Annotated in this window: 16 protein-coding genes and 4 tRNA genes; 16 read left to right on the top strand and 4 right to left on the bottom strand. The window is 46.5% G+C overall.

The genetic code is table 11. From position 1 onward, the window contains the following. Nucleotides 1-29: 29 nt before the first annotated feature. From IC229_RS09975 to IC229_RS09990, 4 genes are all read right to left on the bottom strand, one after another. The gene (locus IC229_RS09975) at nucleotides 30-1427 is read right to left on the bottom strand and encodes a RagB/SusD family nutrient uptake outer membrane protein (protein WP_190886818.1); all 1398 of its coding nucleotides are present in this window, start codon (nucleotides 1425-1427) and stop codon (nucleotides 30-32) included. Nucleotides 1428-1452: 25 nt separating this feature from the next. Continuing rightward, nucleotides 1453-4470, bottom strand: coding sequence for a SusC/RagA family TonB-linked outer membrane protein (locus IC229_RS09980; RefSeq protein ID WP_190886819.1), 3018 nt, complete (start codon nucleotides 4468-4470; stop codon nucleotides 1453-1455). A gap of 246 nt (nucleotides 4471-4716) precedes the next feature. After that, on the bottom strand, nucleotides 4717-5208 hold the full coding sequence (locus tag IC229_RS09985; RefSeq protein ID WP_190886820.1) for an Lrp/AsnC family transcriptional regulator: 492 nt from the start codon (nucleotides 5206-5208) through the stop codon (nucleotides 4717-4719). A 49-nt stretch (nucleotides 5209-5257) separates the two neighbouring features. Then, nucleotides 5258-5731, bottom strand: coding sequence for a DUF4293 domain-containing protein (locus IC229_RS09990; RefSeq protein ID WP_190886821.1), 474 nt, complete (start codon nucleotides 5729-5731; stop codon nucleotides 5258-5260). Between the two features lie 115 nt (nucleotides 5732-5846). Between IC229_RS09990 and mnmD the strand changes: the two genes are divergently transcribed. The 16 genes from mnmD (at nucleotide 5847) to rpoB (ending at nucleotide 19631) form a co-directional block, all read left to right on the top strand. Beyond that, nucleotides 5847-6524 carry a tRNA (5-methylaminomethyl-2-thiouridine)(34)-methyltransferase MnmD gene (gene mnmD, locus IC229_RS09995; protein WP_190886822.1) on the top strand — a complete coding sequence of 226 codons (678 nt, stop codon included), beginning with the start codon at nucleotides 5847-5849 and terminating at the stop codon, nucleotides 6522-6524. Nucleotides 6525-6674: 150 nt separating this feature from the next. Continuing rightward, the gene (locus IC229_RS10000; protein ID WP_190886823.1) at nucleotides 6675-7268 is read left to right on the top strand and encodes a thioredoxin family protein; all 594 of its coding nucleotides are present in this window, start codon (nucleotides 6675-6677) and stop codon (nucleotides 7266-7268) included. 121 nt (nucleotides 7269-7389) lie between these two features. Continuing rightward, on the top strand, nucleotides 7390-9414 hold the full coding sequence (locus tag IC229_RS10005) for a M13 family metallopeptidase (RefSeq protein WP_190886824.1): 2025 nt from the start codon (nucleotides 7390-7392) through the stop codon (nucleotides 9412-9414). Between the two features lie 70 nt (nucleotides 9415-9484). Next, the gene (locus tag IC229_RS10010) at nucleotides 9485-10027 is read left to right on the top strand and encodes a hypothetical protein (RefSeq protein ID WP_190886825.1); all 543 of its coding nucleotides are present in this window, start codon (nucleotides 9485-9487) and stop codon (nucleotides 10025-10027) included. 115 nt (nucleotides 10028-10142) lie between these two features. Further along, nucleotides 10143-10225 (top strand) — tRNA-Tyr (locus tag IC229_RS10015). A 104-nt stretch (nucleotides 10226-10329) separates the two neighbouring features. Then, nucleotides 10330-10402, top strand: a tRNA-Gly gene (locus tag IC229_RS10020). A gap of 96 nt (nucleotides 10403-10498) precedes the next feature. After that, nucleotides 10499-10570: transfer RNA gene (locus tag IC229_RS10025), tRNA-Thr, on the top strand. 156 nt (nucleotides 10571-10726) lie between these two features. Further along, a complete protein-coding gene (tuf, locus tag IC229_RS10030) occupies nucleotides 10727-11914 on the top strand; it encodes an elongation factor Tu (protein ID WP_190886826.1) in 1188 nt (395 codons plus the stop codon). Nucleotides 11915-12097: 183 nt separating this feature from the next. Next, nucleotides 12098-12171, top strand: a tRNA-Trp gene (locus IC229_RS10035). Nucleotides 12172-12185: 14 nt separating this feature from the next. Further along, complete coding sequence (secE, locus tag IC229_RS10040) at nucleotides 12186-12377, top strand: preprotein translocase subunit SecE (protein ID WP_012928967.1); 192 nt, start codon at nucleotides 12186-12188, stop codon at nucleotides 12375-12377. Between the two features lie 101 nt (nucleotides 12378-12478). Continuing rightward, the gene (nusG, locus tag IC229_RS10045) at nucleotides 12479-13039 is read left to right on the top strand and encodes a transcription termination/antitermination protein NusG (RefSeq protein WP_190886827.1); all 561 of its coding nucleotides are present in this window, start codon (nucleotides 12479-12481) and stop codon (nucleotides 13037-13039) included. A 157-nt stretch (nucleotides 13040-13196) separates the two neighbouring features. Continuing rightward, a complete protein-coding gene (gene rplK, locus IC229_RS10050) occupies nucleotides 13197-13640 on the top strand; it encodes a 50S ribosomal protein L11 (protein WP_190886828.1) in 444 nt (147 codons plus the stop codon). Nucleotides 13641-13666: 26 nt separating this feature from the next. Next, the gene (gene rplA / locus IC229_RS10055; RefSeq protein ID WP_190886829.1) at nucleotides 13667-14365 is read left to right on the top strand and encodes a 50S ribosomal protein L1; all 699 of its coding nucleotides are present in this window, start codon (nucleotides 13667-13669) and stop codon (nucleotides 14363-14365) included. Nucleotides 14366-14368: 3 nt separating this feature from the next. After that, a complete protein-coding gene (rplJ, locus tag IC229_RS10060; RefSeq protein ID WP_190886830.1) occupies nucleotides 14369-14902 on the top strand; it encodes a 50S ribosomal protein L10 in 534 nt (177 codons plus the stop codon). Nucleotides 14903-15038: 136 nt separating this feature from the next. Then, nucleotides 15039-15425 carry a 50S ribosomal protein L7/L12 gene (gene rplL / locus IC229_RS10065; protein ID WP_190886831.1) on the top strand — a complete coding sequence of 129 codons (387 nt, stop codon included), beginning with the start codon at nucleotides 15039-15041 and terminating at the stop codon, nucleotides 15423-15425. A gap of 336 nt (nucleotides 15426-15761) precedes the next feature. Then, nucleotides 15762-19631, top strand: coding sequence for a DNA-directed RNA polymerase subunit beta (gene rpoB / locus IC229_RS10070; RefSeq protein WP_190886832.1), 3870 nt, complete (start codon nucleotides 15762-15764; stop codon nucleotides 19629-19631). Nucleotides 19632-19729: the final 98 nt, after the last annotated feature.

A 19729-nucleotide genomic window follows, 5' to 3' on the forward strand; every position in this document is an offset into this window, starting at 1 on the left:
TGTATCAATCACTGATTCAATGGAGTAGACTAATAGCCGCTATTCTGCTTGATAGACTGGTTTGCGTCCAGTTCAGATTGCGGAATAGGTGCTACCCGTCGCGAATCAGTTGCCGGAATCGAACGGGCAGCGCTTGGGTACTGGTCGTTACGTTTCAAATCGAGACCTAGCCTATTGAGGTCGTTGAAACGGTCGCCTTCGAACGCCAGCTCCTTCCGCCGTTCGGTAATAATGTCGCTGATGAGCCCATCGCCAGTTGAGCTATAGCCTTTGAACGATGGGTCCCGCCGTTGGGCAACCTGATTCAAAAGTGTCAGTGCATCAGTGGCTTTACCGGTACGTGCCGATGCTTCAGCCGCAATGAGAATAACATCAGCGTATCGAAGTATTTTGATGTCGTCTTTCTCGCTGGTATTCTGTACGTTCTGGTATTTATTCACGATTAGTGCATCAACACCAGCGCGCTTGCCTTTAACAATCAGGGCCTTACGAGCATCGGTGTCGGTATATAAATTGTACAGATCGTTGGTAGCCAGACCATCGCCGTAGCCGCTCTGGTTATACATATTGGCCAATGCATCGAAACCAGCATTGTTCACCCCATCGGCTGATATTTCAAAAATGGTCTCCAGTTTCGTTGTCACTGGCGTCGGATTGTTCCAGTATGCGTTCAGGTTAGCAGCCGTTGCGAGCGTATAACCCCCGTTCGTGATGACGTCCTGAGCCGCCGTCAGCGCATTCGCATAATCCTGCTGATACAGATATACTTTAGCCTGCAAAGCCCGCGCTACGTACTTGGTTACGAGCGACGAATTTTTGGAGATCGTTAGCAAAGGCATAGCGTCGGTAAGGTCTTTCTGGATTTGTGCATAGACCTCCTTCACCGTGTTACGTGCCGGGCGCAGGTTTACGTCATACGTCATCACGAGTGGAACTCCCGGACCATTCTGGTCGACGGCATATGGCTTGGCAAACATCCTGACCATTTCCCAGTTCATCAACGCCCGAACCGTCAGCGCTTCGCCTTTAAACTGGTTTATGGTCGCCTTCCCGGTTAACGTAGCATTGATGATGTTGTTGGCGCGTAGAATAACCGCATAAGCCTGCGTCCAGGTATTTAACAGGTCGGCGTTTTGCGCGTTAACCTGGTATGTGTTCTGTGTGATGTAACGACCTGAATTTGAGGAGGAAATGTAGACGTTATCTGCCAGTAGATCACCAACGAAGGGAACCGTACGGCCATACAGGAAAGAACTGCGAAGCCCCGAATACATCCCGTTGACAGCCGAACCCATGTCGTTCTCGTTGGTAAGCGCGCTGTTGACCGGTAAACTGTCGTAGGGTTTTACATCGAGGAAGCTACTCTGGCAACTACCAAGCCAAAACAGGCTGCTCAGAAGCGCAAGACTGATTTTAGTATTTTTCATGATTTTGATGCGATGGAGAAGGTGATTAGAAACCAATATTGATGCCCGCATTGACAATTTTGCTGATGAACGGATTCAAATCCTGCTGGCTATTGATCGATAATTCCGGATCGTTTGGCAAGTCTTTATCGAAAGTAAACAGGAACAGATTGGTCCCCCGAACGTAAAGCTGAACCTGATTCAGTTTGGCTTTGCTAATGAGCGCCTGTGGAAGCGAGTAAGACAACGTAACGGCCCGCAATCGGATGAAATCAGCTTTATACAGAAAACGCGTGGATGCCTGATAGGAACCGTTATTGCCGTTGTAAACGTATTTCGGTACGTTAGTAACATCGCCCGGTTTCTGCCAGCGGTCGAGCTGGCGTACCTGCTTGTTATACTGCGGATTAAAGCCATCGCTGAAATAGTAATTGACCCAGCCGTCCCGCATGTAATTGCCGAAATTGTAGCTAAACTGAGCGTCAAGCGTAATACCTTTGAACGACAACGTAGTACCGAACCCGCCAATCAGTTTGGGCGATGCGCTCTTGTAAACGATACGTTGCGCTTCGTTGTAATTAGTCGTTGTGCTACGGTCGAGTGTACCATCGGCATTGGCTATGTTTTTATACCAGAGTGGGTTTCCGTTTTGTGGATCGACACCGGCCCATTCACGCATGTAGTATGACTGAAAATCAAGCCCTTCCCGCCGGATAAACTGACCATCCAGAATATCCTGACCGGCGTATAACTGCGTAATCTGGTTCTTATTAATGGCTGCGTTTGCGTTCACATTCCAGGCGATAGCGCCTTGTATTGGGTTCGCACTGACACTAAATTCCCAGCCCTTATTGACCATCGATCCCACGTTATCCAGAATGGTGCTGAAGCCCGACGTACGCGAAAGTGGTACGTTCAGGAGCAACTGACTGGTTGTCCGGTTATAGTAATCAACCGTTACGTTAAGCCGATTGCCCATTAGACTGGCGTCGATACCGACGTTGAAAGGTTTGTTCAATTCCCAGGTTAAATCGGCGTTTCCGACGTTATTTGGAATGCTGCCGGGAGCCTGATTATAGTTGTTTCCAAAGCCATACGTTGCTTGCCACTGGTAGTTGCTGATGGCAGCGTTTCCGTTCACGCCATACGATGCCCGAAGTTTAAGCGCCGATAACGTAGCGGTTTTCGGGAAGAAAGCTTCTTCGTTGATATTCCAGGATGCGCCAACCGAGTAAAAATTACCGTAGCGGTTATTAATCCCGAATCGTGACGAACCATCGCGCCGGAAACTGCCTGTAAGGTTATATTTTTTCTTATAGTCGAATAGTACGTTTGAAATCAGCGACGTAAAGGAATAATCGGAACCGGTCTGGCTGGCCAGGGTTGGTGTTGCCGCTACTACTAACGATGTTAGATCGGGCGAATTGGGGAACGTAGTACCGGTCGTCGAAATGAAATAACCGTTCGATTTCTGAGCTTCGTAGCCAACTTTCAGGTCGGCGTAAAAATCCTGTGCGCCGTTCAGATTAAATCGATATTCTGCCAGATTCGTCCAGGTCCAGTTAAAATAGCGGGTGTAATAAGCGCTGGCCGAACCTTTGGCAGTGTAACCGTCGCCAAAATTTGGATCACGGTACCGATATTCTTCTAACATGGAGAAATCGACACCATACTGACTGCTCAGTGTCAGGTTTTTAAGCGGACGATACTCAACTCGTGCCGTACCGATACCCCGAACGTTCTGATAGTCGCGTCGGTTTAAATTGGCTTCCGCAATGGCATTGTAAACGCCACCATTCGGAAAATCGGTAAGCGACAGATTAATGCTTCCATCGGCGTTGTACGGATTCTGAGTGGGACGTAGCAAAAACGCTGCGTAAATCGGGTTGGCGAAGAAACTGGAGTTCGATGGCGTATTCTGATACACCGAACCGATGTTCATGCCCAGCCGGAACGACAGTTTTTCGCTGGCGTTGTGCTGTAAATTAAGATTGGCAGTATAGCGTTTGAAATTTGACCCAATGGTAGTTGCTAACTGCCGATAGTACCCGCCTGAAATATTAAACGTGGTTTTGTTGTTGCCGCCCGATGCCGAAATATTGTACTGCTGTTGGCTTCCCCGCCGTGTCAACTCATCGAACCAGTTGGTTTCGGGATTACTGGCGCCATAGGTCGTTACTATCTGGTCAATCTGCGCTTGTGTGTAATTCGCATTAACCAGGCCTTCGCGGGTCAGGTTAATGTACTGCTCTTTGTTTAATGGTTTGGCAATGTCTGGAATTACCGCGTCGGTATAACCGGTTTCGGCATTTACCTGAAAGCGCGTCGGGCCCGATTTGCCCCGTTTTGTGGTAATCAGGATAACGCCGTTGGCGGCTCGTGAGCCATAAATGGAGGATGAAGCAGCATCTTTCAAGACCGTTACGTCCTCAATATCGTTGGGGTTGATACCCGCCAGTGCATTTGATGTAGTGGTAATACGTGACAAATCGCCAGAGTTGATCGGTACGCCATCCACTACGTAGAGTGGGTCAGCACCGGCCGTAATTGAGCCAATACCCCGAATCCGGATTTGTGTATTGGCCCCCGGCTGACCGGTCGACACGGCTTGCAGGCCCGGAACTTTCCCCTGTAACATATCCGAAAGGGTGGGCAACGATGCTTTGGTCAAATCGGCTCCTTTTACCGACGTCTGTGCACCCGTAATGGTTCGGCGGTCCTGCGTGCCGTAGGCAACCACCGCTACTTCGCTCAACATGCCAACCGCTTCCACCAACACTACATCAACCATAGAGCGTGCTCCCAGTACTACCTCCTGCGAGGTGAACGCAATCGACGAAAAAACCAGCGTTGTTTTGCCCGAAACCGGTACTGAGATGCTGTATTTACCTGTGGCATCGGCGGTAGCTCCTCGTGATGTTCCTTTCACAGTTACGGTGGAGCCGGGTAGCGCACTGCCATCTTCTAAGGAAGTTATGCGCCCTGTTATGATACGTTCCTGAGCATGTAGAGTAGTTATACTCATTAGCATGAGCAAATACCCTAAAAGTAATTTTTTAGTCATGAGGAAAGTGTATGTAAAATTTGTGAATAAGACAGAAACCGGAATAACGTTATGCCTTTTTTGCAGAAAAGACAATCATATTCCGTCTTTTTTGCAGAAAATAGAATAAAAACTAATAATATGACTAAAAAATATATTGAAAATGATAAAAAAGATTTTTGCCAAAGAAAAACCCTATTATTCAGTATTAGACTAAAGTCTAATACTGAATAATAGGGTTTTTAAGTAATATTATTCTGAAACGTACTACATCAGTAGATTCAAATCAGGCTGGGCATATTTTAAGATCTTAAAGTACATATCTGTTTTCGTCTGATATACACCTTCGATTTGAGGAATACGATCGTTAAGAATTTCGAGTAGGTGGTCGTTATCCCGACACATCACATCCACCTGCAAATCGAAATCACCGGACGTAATGGCCAGAAAACTGACTTCCCGGAATTCCTGCAATTGCTGCGCTACCGACGCAATTAGTTTAGCCGGACGTACCGCTATTTTGATGTGCACATAGGCCCTGAATCCAACCTTTTGAGTATTCACACGCCCAACAATCTGAATGGTTTTGTCCTCAATCAGTTTGCTCGCCCGCGTCCGAATGGTACTAACCGAAACGCCCAGTTGTTCGGCCATTTCGGTAAACGAACGTCGGCCATCCTGCTGCAATTGACCCAAAATGGCAAAATCCAGCTCATCAAGCGTTTCATCAACGGACTGATCGGAGTGTGATAAATTCATGTGAAATAAATTTTAAGTGCCCGACGCTGGTACGGTGTGGGATGATTCTTTAACGTAGCCGGTTAGAATCACGTACTAACTTTTCATCCCGACGAATGAATCGGTTTGCCAGCATGTTAAATACAAGTGCAGCAATAATGGCGTAGAAGCCGGTCAGAAAATTACCCTGCTCGCCTGGATTTCCGTACTCCTTACCAATGTATAGGGTACGATACAGGACAATACCCATGACGGCTGTAAGCATGAGCGCGTTAACAGCGCATAAAGCTGTCTGTGTAAGGCGATTACGGTACTGAAAAATGGCGTATAGCGAAACAAGCCCGACCAGAGCAATTAATAGAGCAAGATACCACACTTTATCAACATAGGTAGTAACTCCTTGTTGGTGAGTGTATTCTAAAGCAGATAAATGAGCCATTTCCGTTGAGATTGGCCCGACTTTTTCCCAAATTGGGAACGACAGTGCAACACCCATAGAAACGGCAATAAAAAACAGAAACAGTGTCTGAACGCGTTGAATCATTGATATAAATGAATAATGTATACTGATTAATGTTTATGATTGATGAACAGATATTCTTTGTTCAATATTCATTATCCATTAATAAAAGCAAAAGTAGCCCAAAAATTGATACCGTATGACAGCAGATGTGCAGTTGCTTATTACCGCCGATGGATCGCATACAGCCGTAAATCAGACGCTTGATAAAACGTATCATTCGATACACGGCGCCCTTCAGGAATCAAAGCGGGTATTTATTGAATTGGGTTTACAAGCAGCTTTCGAAATATTTCCAGTCGCTACGTTACGTATTTTCGAGATGGGCTTTGGTACTGGACTAAACGCTTTACTGACTGCTAAAGAGGCTGTTACTAACAAACGACAAATAGAATACACGGCTGTTGAGGCTTATCCGATGGCTGTTCAGGATGCGCAGCAGCTTAATTTCGATACGTTATTAGGGACCAACTATTTAGCCAATCTACATGAATCGCCCTGGGAAACGCTGGTTGACATTAATCCCTATTTTCAACTGACTAAGGTTCAGGGGAAATTAGAGGACTTCTGGCCGGAAGCCCAATACCATCTGATTTACTTCGACGCCTTTGCCCCTACTGCTCAGCCGGAACTCTGGGAGGCTGATATCTTTCGGAAGATGACTCAATTTTTGCTCCCAAATGGTATGTTGACTACCTATTGTTCAAAGAGTTACGTTCAACGTAACATGCGTGCCGCTGGACTAACGGTTGAAAAACATCCGGGTCCTCCGCACAAGCGAGACATTATACGGGCGATACGTAACGTAGCAGATTAGCTAAACGTTTACTACGTCTGCTCATAGGGTATAGTGAACCAACGTAACAGTCAGTACGTTGGCTGGATACCAGTTATTTTGTTATTTTTATTCAACTATTTCGCCAATTTTCTAACCGTAACAGGCGTTACTTTTAAAACAACATGCCGTATGAACCGTTTGCTTCTATTTTTTGTCGCCTTCGTTCTGCTCACAGCAAGTGCATTTCGCACAACTCTACCTGCTGAACAATCCTCTGCTAAAGCCAGTGGGGAACAAAAACACATTAAATGGCTGACCATTCAGGAAGCGTATGCGCTGACTCAGAAAAAGCCCAGAAAATTTGTGGTTGATGTTTACACCGACTGGTGTGGATGGTGTAAGGTAATGGATCGCGAAACGTTCTCAAAACCGGCCATTGTTGATTACGTGAACGCCAATTACTACCCTGTTCGTTTTAACGCCGAACAAACTGAAGATATAACGCTTGGCAAACAGACGTTCAAATACATCAGTGGAGGAAGCCGGGGAGTTCACGAACTGGCTGCCGCACTATTACGCAATCAGATGAGTTATCCGACGACGGTATTTATGGACGAGAAATTCAACCTGATTCAGCCAATCGCCGGATATCTGGAGCCTCGAACTTTCCATCAGGTTATTACGTACTTCGCTCAAAATTATCATCAGAAAGAGCCTTTCGATCAATTCAAGGCTGGTACGTATAATAAAGAATTTAAAGCAGATTTAGCCTCCAGTAAATAATTGACCTAAACGTAACACGGGCGGAAGCCCGCACTCCGAGGATGAATATTCGCTTTGGAGTGCGGGCTTCCGCCCGTGTTATGTATTTTTGTTACCCATTTCCTGTATCAACAACATCAGTATGTATAAACAAACAACTTTTCTTTTACTAACACTTTTAACGATTGCGTTCGTTGCGGCAGTAGTTCCCCAAAAATTCATCGACCCCCAAAACATGGATACGTCGGTGAAGCCTGGCGATAATTTTTATCAGTATGCCAATGGAAACTGGCTTCGTCAGAATGCAATTCCGGCTTCAAAAACGTCGTGGGGTAGCTTCAATCAGTTGCATGAGCAAAGTCTGGACGCCATGAAAACGCTGCTCGAAGAAGCGTCGAAAACGACGACGAAAGGGCGTTTGTACCAGATGGTAGGCGATTATTACGCCAGTGGAATGGACAGCCTGACCATTGAAAAACGTGGTTTTGAGCCAATTAAACTCGATTTGGCCCGAATCGAAAAGGTAAACACCAAAGCGAACCTGTTAGAAGAACTGGCGTATCAGCGAACGCAGGGCAACGGAATGTTATTTGGTTTTGGCGTTGTGCAGGATCGGAAGAACGTAACGAAATACCTGCCTCAGTTTAATCAGGGCGGTACTACGTTACCCGACCGGGATTATTACCTGAAGAACGACACTCGCAGTCAGAAAATCCGTGACGCATACCGGGAGCATCTAACTAAAATGCTGGCTCTGATTGGTGAAGAGCCAACGCAGGCATCACAGGAAGCCGACATGATCATGCGGGTAGAAACGGCCCTGGCGAAAGCACAAATGCCGCGTGTAGAGATGCGTGACCCCTATAAAACATACAACAAGTTCCCTGTTACTCAATTCAATCAGCAAACGCCGGGCATTAATTGGGCGGATCAATTAACTAAATATGGCGTCAAAAACCAGGATACGGTGTTGATACAGAATCCGGTTTTTTTCCGTGCGCTCGACAGCTTAGTGGCTGCTACACCCATTGAAGAATGGCGCACCTATATGCGCTGGAACGTACTGAAAAATGCGGCTCCTTACTTGAGCGATGCGTTTGTAAAGCAGAATTTCGCTTTTACAAAGGTGTTGACGGGACAGAAGGAGCAAACTCCTCGCTGGCAACGTATTAGTTCGTTGATTGATGGTACGTTGGGCGATTTGCTGGGGCAGCTTTACGTTCAGAAATATTTCAAGCCTGAGGCTAAACAGCGCATGATGTCGCTGGTCGATAATCTCGAAGCGTCTTTCAAGGAACACATCAACAAGCTTGACTGGATGAGCGAGGAAACCAAAAAACGAGCACTAACTAAATTGGTGGCGTTTAAGCGGAAAATTGGCTATCCCGATAAATGGAAGACCTACGAAGGCGTGACGATTGACCGGCATGGTTACTACGATAACGTAAAATCGGTGAGTAAATGGAGCTATAACTTCATGATCAATCGCCTGGGTAAACCAGTAGACAAAACAGAGTGGGGAATGACACCACCAACAGTAAACGCCTATTATAACCCGGTCAATAACGAAATTGCGTTTCCAGCGGCTATTCTGCAATTCCCGTTCTTCGATTCAGATGCTGATGATGCGGTCAATTACGGGGGTATTGGGGCCGTAATCGGTCACGAAATGACACATGGTTTCGACGATTCAGGCCGACAATATGACTCCGATGGTACATTACGTGACTGGTGGACTAAAGCCGATGCCGATAACTTCCGCAAACGAGCCGACCAGGTGAAAGAGCAATTCTTTGGGTTCAAAGTGCTTGATTCCATCAAAGTAAATGGGCAACTAACGCTGGGCGAAAATCTGGCTGATTTAGGCGGGTTAGCGATCGCTTACGATGCGTTCAAAAAAACGGCTCAGGGTAAATTGACTAATAAGAAAAATACCATTGATGGCTTCACTCCTGATCAACGTTTCTTCCTGTCGTGGGCGCAAATCTGGCGAATCAACGTACGTCCTGAATCGCAGGCTCAGTTAATTTTAGTTGACCCTCACGCACCGGGAATGTATCGTTGCAATGGGCCAGTTGCGAATATCGATGCGTGGTATCAAGCCTTTAATGTGCAACCGGGCCACAAAATGTATAAACGACCAGAAGATCGAATAAAGGTTTGGTAAGTAGTTTATGTTGGATTTCAAGTTTCAGATTTGATGTTGAGTCTGAAACTTGAAATCTTTCCTCAATCCTATGATCGCCCCACGTCTTTTAATCGCTCTCTTGTTATTTGGCGTATCCTGTCAAACCAAACCTAAACAGGAATCTGCTGCCAAATCTACGACAGCTGCAACTACGGAGGATAGTGCTGCTTCATTGGCTAAACGGCCTGCTGAAGGCGCCCCTCGATCAGCCGCCGACCGATTAGTACGTGCTCTTTATTTCGAGCACAACAAAAAAGAAAACCCGCTTCGCGAAACTAAAGACCGTGGCTTAATTGAGCAGTTTTTTACAAAAACTACTACAGATATTATTTGGGCAGACGCTCAGAAAAAGCCTGGAAAAATTAATCGCGCTACAGTAAATCTGCTTTACAATGCCCCAGATGCATCCATCAAAAAGATGTGGGTAGAACCGGCAGCTATAGGTGGGACCAAGGCCATTGTCTATGTAACGTTCGAAAAAAACAGTAAGCCAGAGGAAGTTAAAGTGGATATGCAACAGATTGCCGGTCGCTGGCGTATTGCTGAGATGCATTATCCTGACGGGAAGCGATTGACAGAATTGTTGAAGTAAGAACGATGGTCACCAAATTATTTTTAAACCACGTGTTGACAACACCATAAAAACATGTAATTTTGCAACTCCAAACCGGAAACGGGGCGGAAAATGCTCTTTAACATTGCTTTTTGGGGAGTTTCCAGAGTGGCCAAATGGATCAGACTGTAAATCTGCTGGCGTACGCCTTCGGAGGTTCGAATCCTCCACTCCCCACGAGAGAAGTTATAAAGTTATAGTGTTAAAAAGTTGTAGAGTTTGCTGACGCACTCAATAAACTTTACAACCATGTAACCCTACAACTGTATAACTTCTTTTTTGCGGAAGTAGCTCAATTGGTAGAGCGATAGCCTTCCAAGCTATAGGTTGCGGGTTCGAGACCCGTCTTCCGCTCAAAGGGGCAAGTTATATAGTCATAGAGTTGTAAAGTTGATGATGCGAAAGCGAAACGAACGTTACAACCTTATAACTTTACAACTCCCGAATTTTGCCGTTATAGCTCAGCGGTAGAGCACTTCCTTGGTAAGGAAGAGGTCCGGGGTTCAAGTCCCCGTAACGGCTCAAGACTTCGTATGGAGTCTTTTTTGATAGAGCCGCCCGTGCGGTTTTAAGCCCAAATGGCGTCAGACCTTAAACGGGATGGTTTCGCTGGGTTTAAATCTAGTTCAGCGAATTCATTCAATAACAAACAACAGTTCACAATAGCGTTTTAAAAACATGGCAAAAGAGAATTTTGACCGCTCGAAACCGCACGTAAATATCGGTACGATTGGTCACGTTGACCACGGTAAAACGACGCTGACGGCTGCCATTACGAAAGTGCTGGCCGAAAAGGGTCTGGCCGCGATTCGGGACTTCTCCTCGATTGACAACGCCCCCGAAGAAAAAGAACGGGGTATTACCATCAATACATCGCATGTTGAATATTCAACAGCGAATCGTCACTATGCTCACGTTGACTGCCCAGGTCACGCCGACTATGTGAAAAACATGGTTACGGGTGCTGCTCAGATGGACGGTGCTATCCTTGTGGTAGCGGCTACTGACGGACCAATGCCCCAAACCCGGGAGCACATCCTGCTTGCTCGTCAGGTAGGTGTACCTCAGCTCGTTGTGTTCATGAATAAAGTGGATATGGTTGACGATCCTGAGCTGCTCGAACTCGTTGAAATGGAAATTCGCGAACTGCTGAGTTTCTATAACTTCGATGGTGACAACATTCCAGTCATTCAAGGTTCTGCTCTGGGTGGTCTGAATGGCGATGCTAAATGGGTAAAAACCATTGAAGAACTGATGGACAGTGTTGATAGCTTCATTCCGCTACCTCCGCGTCAAACAGATCTTCCGTTCCTGATGCCGGTTGAGGACGTATTCTCGATTACGGGTCGTGGTACGGTAGCAACGGGACGTATCGAACGGGGTGTAATCAACTCGGGCGACCCAGTTGAGATCCTTGGTATGGGTGCTGAAAACCTGAAATCAGTTGTTACGGGTGTTGAAATGTTCCGGAAAATTCTAGACCGTGGCGAAGCTGGTGACAACGTAGGTCTTCTGCTCCGTGGAATTGAGAAAACCGATATCCGTCGTGGTATGGTTATCTGCAAACCTGGTTCAGTTAAACCCCACTCGAAGTTCAAAGCTGAAGTTTATGTACTGTCGAAAGAAGAAGGTGGTCGTCATACCCCGTTCTTCAATAAGTACCGTCCGCAGTTCTACTTCCGCACCACCGACGTAACAGGCGAAATTACACTGCCTGCTAACGTAGAAATGGTAATGCCGGGCGATAACATCACGATTGACGTAACGCTGATCAACAAAATCGCTATGGAGAAAGGTCTTCGTTTCGCTATCCGCGAAGGTGGACGTACCGTAGGTGCCGGTCAGGTAACGGAAATCCTAGACTAAAAATCGAATAAATTAGAACAAGTGCATTTCTTGACGGGAATGCACTTGTTTTTTAATATTATTTCGTACTTTTGCAGTCCGAAAAACAAGTCAACAGTCATAAGTCATTAGTTGATAGTAGTTAGAAACTACTATCGGTAATAAAACTAAGGACTATTAATTGACGACTTTTAATTAAAATACACGGGTGTAGTTCAAGGGTAGAATAGCGGTCTCCAAAACCGTTGATGGGAGTTCGAATCTCTCCACCCGTGCCATCTCTTATCATCAAATGGACAAGTTTATCTCGTTTCTGAAGGCTTCCTGGGAAGAAGTTCAGCATAACGTGACTTGGCCTAAATTCAGCGATCTCCAATCCAGCTCAACACTGGTATTAGTAGCCTCGCTGATTTTTGCGCTACTGGTCGGGTTAATTGATTTAGTATTCGAGAACGGCCTGAATGCCTTCTATCAGTCATTCTAATTAGAGCGTCAGGTATCGCCTAACATCGTCAAGTTTTTGTCAAGCATCATGAAACATTCCTGGCTATACTTGACAACCTTCGGCTATAAATGACAGTGAATATGAGCGGTATACAATGGTATGTAATTCGGGCCGTATCGGGGCAGGAAAAGAAAATTAAATCCTATCTCGATAACGAGATTATCCGGCAGAAATTAGACGAAGTAATTCCGCAGGTCTTAATTCCGGCGGAAAAGGTGTATGAAATGCGCAACGGTAAGAAGCGCGTGCGGGAAAAGTCATTTTTCCCCGGCTATATTCTTATTTCGGCTGATCTGGGTAATAACCGAGCGCTCGATATGATACTAAATATGCCGGGGGTGTTGGGCTTTCTAGGCAATTCGCAGGTCGGAACGACATCGAAGGTTCCAGTTCCGCTACGTCAGGCTGAGGTAAACCGGATTTTAGGTAAGGTTGATGAAGAAACCCAGGAGGTTGTAGCGCCAAGTGCTTCGTACCTCAAGGGTGAAAATGTTAAAGTTGTTGATGGACCGTTTGGTGGTTTCATTGGCACTGTAGAAGAAGTATTCGATGACCGGAAGAAATTGAACGTCGTTGTAAAAATATTTGGCCGGAATACTCCGGTAGAACTCAGTTACGCACAAGTAGAAAAGGAGAGCTAGTTAAATAAATTAGTTGTCCGTGGTTCGGCATCCTATGCTTCCCTCAGAGGGTGACCAGCCAGAACCAGTTGATTTGCCGCGATAGGTGTGCGGATAGGTTATGTGACGAACCTGTTAAGAAAACCGTAAGCGGACAAATCGTAACTCAATTACCACAATGGCAAAAGAAGTAGGTGGCTACGTTAAGCTGCAAGTCAAAGGTGGGCAAGCCAACCCCGCACCTCCGATTGGTCCGGCTCTGGGTTCCAAGGGTTTAAATATCATGGAATTCTGCAAGCAGTTCAATGGACGGACGCAGGATAAAATGGGGATGGTATTACCGGTTCTGATTACGTATTACAAGGATAAGTCCTTTGATTTCGTCATCAAAACACCACCGGCACCGATTCTGCTAATGGAAGCAGCGAAGCTGAAAGGCGGCTCTGCTCAGCCAAACCGCAAAAAAGTTGGCTCGGTAACGTGGGATCAAGTTCGGACAATCGCGGAAACGAAGATGCCTGATTTGAACGCGTTCACAGTTGAGTCGGCTATGAAGCAGGTAGCAGGAACAGCCCGCAGTATGGGCATTACGGTGACGGGTACATCGCCCTTCGAGAACTAATTAGACTTGCCGAAGCAAACAAAGACATGGCTAAGTTAACGAAAAAACAAAAAGAAGCTCAATCGAAATACGACGCTGCTAAAGAATACTCGCTGCAACAAGCCGCTGAGATTCTTAAGGAGATCTCGTACACGAAGTTTGATGCTTCTGTGGATATTGACGTTCGGTTAGGCGTTGATCCGCGTAAAGCCGACCAGATGGTACGTGGCGTTGCTACGTTGCCGCATGGTACGGGTAAAACGGTTCGCGTTCTGGTGCTCTGCACCCCGGACAAGGAGAACGAAGCGAAAGAAGCAGGTGCAGATTTCGTGGGCTTGGATGACTATATTCAGAAAATCGAACAGGGCTGGACGGACGTCGACGTGATTATCACGATGCCGAACGTAATGGCTAAAGTTGGTCGTCTGGGTAAAGTATTGGGTCCACGTGGGCTGATGCCGAATCCGAAATCGGGTACGGTAACGCCAGACGTAGCAAAGGCTGTTCGTGAGGTGAAGGCTGGTAAAATCGATTTTAAAGTCGACAAACAGGGTGCCATTCACACGAGTATTGGTAAGGTATCGTTTACGCCAGAAAAACTGGCCGAAAATGCACAGGAAATCATCAGTACGTTATTGAAACTTAAACCTTCGTCGGCCAAAGGAACGTACGTGAAGACAATTAACCTGTCGAGTACGATGAGCCCGGGAGTCACGATTGATAAAAGTACAGTAGCCGGAGTTTAAGCCATGAAACGCGAAGAAAAAGGAGCAATTATTGAGGAACTGTCTGAAAAGTTTCAGACCATTCCCTTCTTCTACATCACGGAAGCTAATGGCATGACGGTTGCTGAAGTCAATACGTTACGTCGGATGTGTTTTGAGCGGGGTATCGAGTACAAAGTGGTAAAAAACAGCTTCATCAAAAAAGCGCTTGAGCCACTCGAAACCGATTATACCTCTTTCAACGAAACGGTGTTGCATGGTCAGTCGGCGGTGATGTTTCACCCCGAGAATGGCAAGGCACCGGCGCAGCTTATCAAAGAATTTCGTAGAACAAACGATAAACTGCAACTGAAAGCTGCTTCAATCGATTATAGCCTGTTCATTGGCGCTGATCAACTCGACACGCTCATCGCACTGAAGAGTAAAGAAGAGCTTATTGGTGAAATTATTGGCCTGTTACAATCACCAGCCAAAAACGTTATTTCAGCGTTGCAGAGTGGTGGAAACAAACTGGCCGGAATCCTCAAAACGCTGTCGGAGCGGGAGGAAGCAGCTTAGCTGTTATGCGGCCGGGCTGGTATAATAGCAGCTTGTTCGCATTCTCTGACAAATTTAAGCGGACAAGAAACTGGTATATCAGCCTATCCGCATGACAAAATCAATTGTATCACAATCAAATTAAGAAAATACTACAATGGCAGATTTAAAAGCGTTCGCTGAGCAGCTTGTAAGCCTGACGGTTAAAGAAGTTAATGAACTGGCTGCTATCCTGAAGGATGAGTATGGAATTGAGCCAGCTGCTGCTGCTCCCGTAATGGTAGCTGGTGGTGCTGCAGGTGGTGGCGATGCTGCTCCGGCTGTTGCTGAGAAAACGTCGTTCGACGTTATTCTGAAATCGGCTGGTGCTGCTAAATTGGCAGTGGTGAAACTAGTGAAAGATCTGACCGGTCTGGGCCTGAAAGAAGCCAAAGAATTAGTTGACACTGCTCCGAAACCAGTAAAAGAAGGTGTTGCTAAGGATGAAGCGGAAGCGCTTCGGAAGCAACTCGAAGAAGCTGGTGCTGAAGTAGAAGTTAAATAAGTAACAGCACATTCGCATATCGCTCCAGACAGGGAGGCCAGACAAACGTCTGGTCTTTTCCTGTTTGGAGACTTTTTGTCTAAGCACTTGCAAAAGACAAACTTATTTTTATTGCCTTATGTTCTTTACTTACGCCCCTTGGGTCGGGTGACGCCCGGGGAGTACTGATTTACGAAATAACGATGTTCAATTTTGGTTTGTTGTTGACTCAAGTATTGATTGTCTCAGCTAAATCACAATTTGTGAAAACTCACTACGTAAATCAATTTATGTGCCGTAGCAAATCTACGCAACGCACACAATTAGAATCGGTTACGCACTAAACGAAGCATAATCTTGGCGACAAACGCGAAAATCAGTACGCGCAAAAATTTTGCGACGATTCAGCCAGTAATTGGATACCCAGATTTTCTGGATATTCAGGTAAAATCCTTCAAAGATTTTTTCCAGCTTGATACTCCATCTAACCAACGTTCGGAAGAAGGTTTGTTCAAGGTATTTCAGGAAAATTTCCCAATTTCTGACTCCCGCGAGAACTTCAAACTGGAGTTTATCGATTACTCGGTCGACCCACCAAAATATTCGGTCGATGAATCGATTGATCGTGGGTTAACGTATTCAGTGCCCCTGAAAGCCAAACTGCGTCTGTCGAACAATGATCCTGACAATGAGGATTTTGAAACGATTGAGCAGGAGGTATTTCTGGGGAATATTCCGTACATGACCGAAAAAGGTTCGTTTGTGATCAACGGAGCTGAACGGGTCATTGTATCTCAATTACACCGGTCGCCGGGTGTGTTCTTCTCAATGAGTAAGCACACTAACGGTACCAAACTTTATTCGGCACGTATCATTCCGTTTAAAGGTTCGTGGATTGAGTTTTCGACGGATGTGAACAATGTCATGTATGCCTACATCGACCGGAAAAAGAAATTCCCGGTAACGACGCTGCTACGTGCCATTGGTTTCGGTTCGGATAAAGACATCCTTGATCTCTTTGGCCTATCGGAAGAATTACCCGCTACGCCTGCTAACTTGAAAAAAGCTATCGGTCGTCGGCTGGCAGCTCGGGTGCTACGTACCTGGACGGAAGACTTTGTGGATGAGGATACGGGTGAGGTAGTTTCTATCAGCCGGAACGAGGTATTGCTCGAGCGCGACTCAATGGTTTCGGCTGATGATATCGATGTGATTATTGATTCGGGTCAAAGTTCGGTCATTCTGCATAAGGAAGACATGAATATGGCCGATTACAACATTATTTATAATACGTTGCAGAAAGATAGCTCTAACTCTGAAAAAGAGGCTGTTGAGCAAATCTACCGGCAACTACGTAACGCAGACGCACCAGACGAACAAACCGCTCGTGAGATTATCCAGAGCCTGTTCTTCTCCGACAAGCGTTATGATTTGGGTGATGTAGGCCGTTATCGGATCAACAAAAAACTACAGCTCGACATTTCGTCGGACATGAAGGTGTTGACTACAGAAGACATCGTGTCGATTGTGAAATACCTGATTGGTCTGATTAACTCGAAGGCCGTTGTCGATGACATTGACCACCTTAGCAACCGGCGTGTTCGGACGGTAGGTGAGCAATTGTACGCGCAGTTCGGTGTTGGTCTGGCCCGTATGGCACGTACCATTAAAGAGCGGATGAACGTTCGGGATAACGAGGATTTCAAACCTGTTGACCTGATTAACGCCCGGACATTGTCGTCGGTTATTAACTCGTTCTTCGGTACGAACCAGCTGTCGCAGTTCATGGACCAAACCAACCCGTTGGCTGAAGTGACGCACAAGCGTCGGATGTCAGCACTAGGGCCTGGTGGTCTGTCGCGTGAACGGGCCGGGTTCGAAGTTCGTGACGTACACTACACGCACTACGGTCGTCTGTGTACTATCGAAACACCTGAAGGTCCAAACATTGGTCTGATTTCGTCGCTGTGCGTCTATGCTAAAATCAATAGCATGGGCTTCATCGAAACGCCATACCGTATTATTGAAAACGGGAAGGTATCGATGGATAAACCGGTGATGTATCTGACTGCTGAAGAAGAAGATACGCATTACATTGCCCAGGCGAATGCCGGTGTCGATGCGAAAGGTAACTTCCATGTTGACCGACTGAAAGCTCGCTTTGAAGGTGACTTCCCGATGGCTGAGCCAGGCAACGTAACATTTATGGATATTGCGCCGAACCAGATTGTATCGGTGGCCGCTTCCATGATTCCGTTCCTGGAGCACGACGATGCTAACCGTGCCCTGATGGGTTCGAACATGCAACGTCAGGCTGTGCCGCTGCTACGTCCCGAAGCACCAATTGTGGGAACGGGTCTGGAAGGCCGTGTAGCTGTTGATTCCCGGACGCTGGTTATTGCCGAATCGGACGGTGTTATTCAGTTTGTTGATTCGACCAAAATCGTTGTGAAATACGAATTGAGCGATGATGAACTGGCTGTTACGTTCGATGAAGAAACGAAAACGTATAACCTCATCAAGTTCCGCCGTACTAACCAGGATACCTGTATTAACCTCAAGCCAACGGTGCTAAAAGGCCAGAAGGTGAAGAAAGGTGACGTACTGTGCGAAGGCTATGCTACGCAGGCTGGTGAACTGGCGCTTGGACGTAACATGAAAGTGGCATTCATGCCGTGGCAGGGTTACAACTTCGAGGATGCTATCGTGATTTCGGAACGTGTGGTACGTGAAGATATTTTCACCTCGATTCACATTGAAGAGTTTGAGCTGGAAGTTCGTGATACAAAACGTGGTGAAGAGGAATTGACCTCTGAAATCCCGAACGTATCGGAAGAAACGGTTCGTAACCTTGATGAAAATGGTATCGTTCGTGTTGGTACTGAAGTGAAAGAAGGTGATATTCTGATTGGTAAGATTACGCCAAAAGGCGAAAGCGATCCAACACCAGAAGAAAAACTGCTACGTGCCATTTTCGGTGATAAAGCCGGTGACGTAAAAGACGCGTCGAAAAAAGCACCACCATCACTGAAAGGTGTGGTTATCGATACCAAACTGTTTGCCCGCCCTGCTAAAGAAGAGCGTGGTAAACACAAGGACGAAGTGAAGGCTCTGATGAAAAAATACAGCCGTGAGTTAAATGACTTCCGGGCTCGTATGATTGAAAAAACAGTGGCTTTGCTCGAAGGAAAAACCAGCTCAGGTGTGAAACACAAATTCGGAGACGAAATTGTGAGCAAAGGCGTGAAATTCAACCGGAAGAATATTACCGATAACCTCTTCCCTGATAAAAACGCTTATCGCGATGAGTCGGGTTATGCTGTACCGGAAGAAGCTAACCTGTTGGCCGACCTGAATCTGAACGATTGGACAGACGACGAAAAGCTGAATGAACTGGCAGTAGCACTGGTGAAAAACTACAACAACCGACGTAGTGAAATCACGGGTCGGTTCAAACGCGAGCGGTTTACGCTGGAAGTTGGTGACGAACTGCCTGCAGGTATCGTTAAACTGGCTAAAGTGTATATTGCTAAGAAGCGGAAGCTGAAAGTAGGGGATAAGATGGCCGGTCGTCACGGGAACAAAGGGGTTGTTGCCCGGATTGTTCGTGATGAAGACATGCCGTTCCTTGAAGATGGTACACCGGTCGATATCGTACTGAACCCGCTGGGCGTACCGTCTCGGATGAACCTCGGTCAGATTTACGAAACCGTACTAGCCTGGGCTGGTCAGAAATTGGGCCGCAAGTATGCTACGCCTATTTTCGACGGCGCTACCGAACAGCAGGTTGCTGACGAACTTGACGCAGCTGGTCTGCCATCGTTCGGCCGGACGTACCTGTACAATGGTCTGACGGGCGATCGCTTCGACCAGAAGGTAACGGTGGGTATCATTTACATGCTCAAACTCGGTCACTTAGTTGACGATAAGATGCACGCTCGTTCGATTGGACCTTACTCGCTCATTACGCAGCAACCGCTGGGTGGTAAAGCGCAGTTCGGTGGTCAGCGTTTCGGGGAAATGGAAGTATGGGCGCTGGAAGCATTCGGTGCTTCGAACATCCTGCAAGAAATCCTGACCGTGAAATCGGATGACGTAGTGGGTCGGGCGAAGGCGTATGAGGCTATCGTAAAAGGCGAAAACCTGCCGAAGCCCAATATTCCGGAATCGTTCAACGTACTGGTACACGAGTTACGTGGTCTGGCGCTTGAAATTACATTAGAGTAACCAGTCAATAGTTTTCAGTCGATAGTCGTTGGAAGCGCAAGCCACTAATGACTATCGACTATAAACTAACGACTCTTTCAAACCTATAATCTCCAACC

Source organism: Spirosoma profusum (genome assembly GCF_014699005.1).
Classification (GTDB): Bacteria; Bacteroidota; Bacteroidia; order Cytophagales; family Spirosomataceae; genus Spirosoma; species Spirosoma profusum.

Excerpts from the sequence above, each read along its gene's own strand:
- IC229_RS10010 (WP_190886825.1), top strand. The coding sequence starts at position 9,485 with ATGATCGCCCCACGTCTTTTAATCGCTCTCTTGTTATTTGGCGTATCC.
- secE (WP_012928967.1), top strand. The coding sequence starts at position 12,186 with ATGGACAAGTTTATCTCGTTTCTGAAGGCTTCCTGGGAAGAAGTTCAG.
- rplK (WP_190886828.1), top strand. The coding sequence starts at position 13,197 with ATGGCAAAAGAAGTAGGTGGCTACGTTAAGCTGCAAGTCAAAGGTGGG.
- IC229_RS09985 (WP_190886820.1), bottom strand. The coding sequence starts at position 5,208 with ATGAATTTATCACACTCCGATCAGTCCGTTGATGAAACGCTTGATGAG.
- rplA (WP_190886829.1), top strand. The coding sequence starts at position 13,667 with ATGGCTAAGTTAACGAAAAAACAAAAAGAAGCTCAATCGAAATACGAC.
- IC229_RS09990 (WP_190886821.1), bottom strand. The coding sequence starts at position 5,731 with ATGATTCAACGCGTTCAGACACTGTTTCTGTTTTTTATTGCCGTTTCT.
- mnmD (WP_190886822.1), top strand. The coding sequence starts at position 5,847 with ATGACAGCAGATGTGCAGTTGCTTATTACCGCCGATGGATCGCATACA.
- tuf (WP_190886826.1), top strand. The coding sequence starts at position 10,727 with ATGGCAAAAGAGAATTTTGACCGCTCGAAACCGCACGTAAATATCGGT.
- IC229_RS10000 (WP_190886823.1), top strand. The coding sequence starts at position 6,675 with ATGAACCGTTTGCTTCTATTTTTTGTCGCCTTCGTTCTGCTCACAGCA.
- IC229_RS09975 (WP_190886818.1), bottom strand. The coding sequence starts at position 1,427 with ATGAAAAATACTAAAATCAGTCTTGCGCTTCTGAGCAGCCTGTTTTGG.
- IC229_RS10005 (WP_190886824.1), top strand. The coding sequence starts at position 7,390 with ATGTATAAACAAACAACTTTTCTTTTACTAACACTTTTAACGATTGCG.
- rplJ (WP_190886830.1), top strand. The coding sequence starts at position 14,369 with ATGAAACGCGAAGAAAAAGGAGCAATTATTGAGGAACTGTCTGAAAAG.
- IC229_RS09980 (WP_190886819.1), bottom strand. The coding sequence starts at position 4,470 with ATGACTAAAAAATTACTTTTAGGGTATTTGCTCATGCTAATGAGTATA.
- rplL (WP_190886831.1), top strand. The coding sequence starts at position 15,039 with ATGGCAGATTTAAAAGCGTTCGCTGAGCAGCTTGTAAGCCTGACGGTT.
- nusG (WP_190886827.1), top strand. The coding sequence starts at position 12,479 with ATGAGCGGTATACAATGGTATGTAATTCGGGCCGTATCGGGGCAGGAA.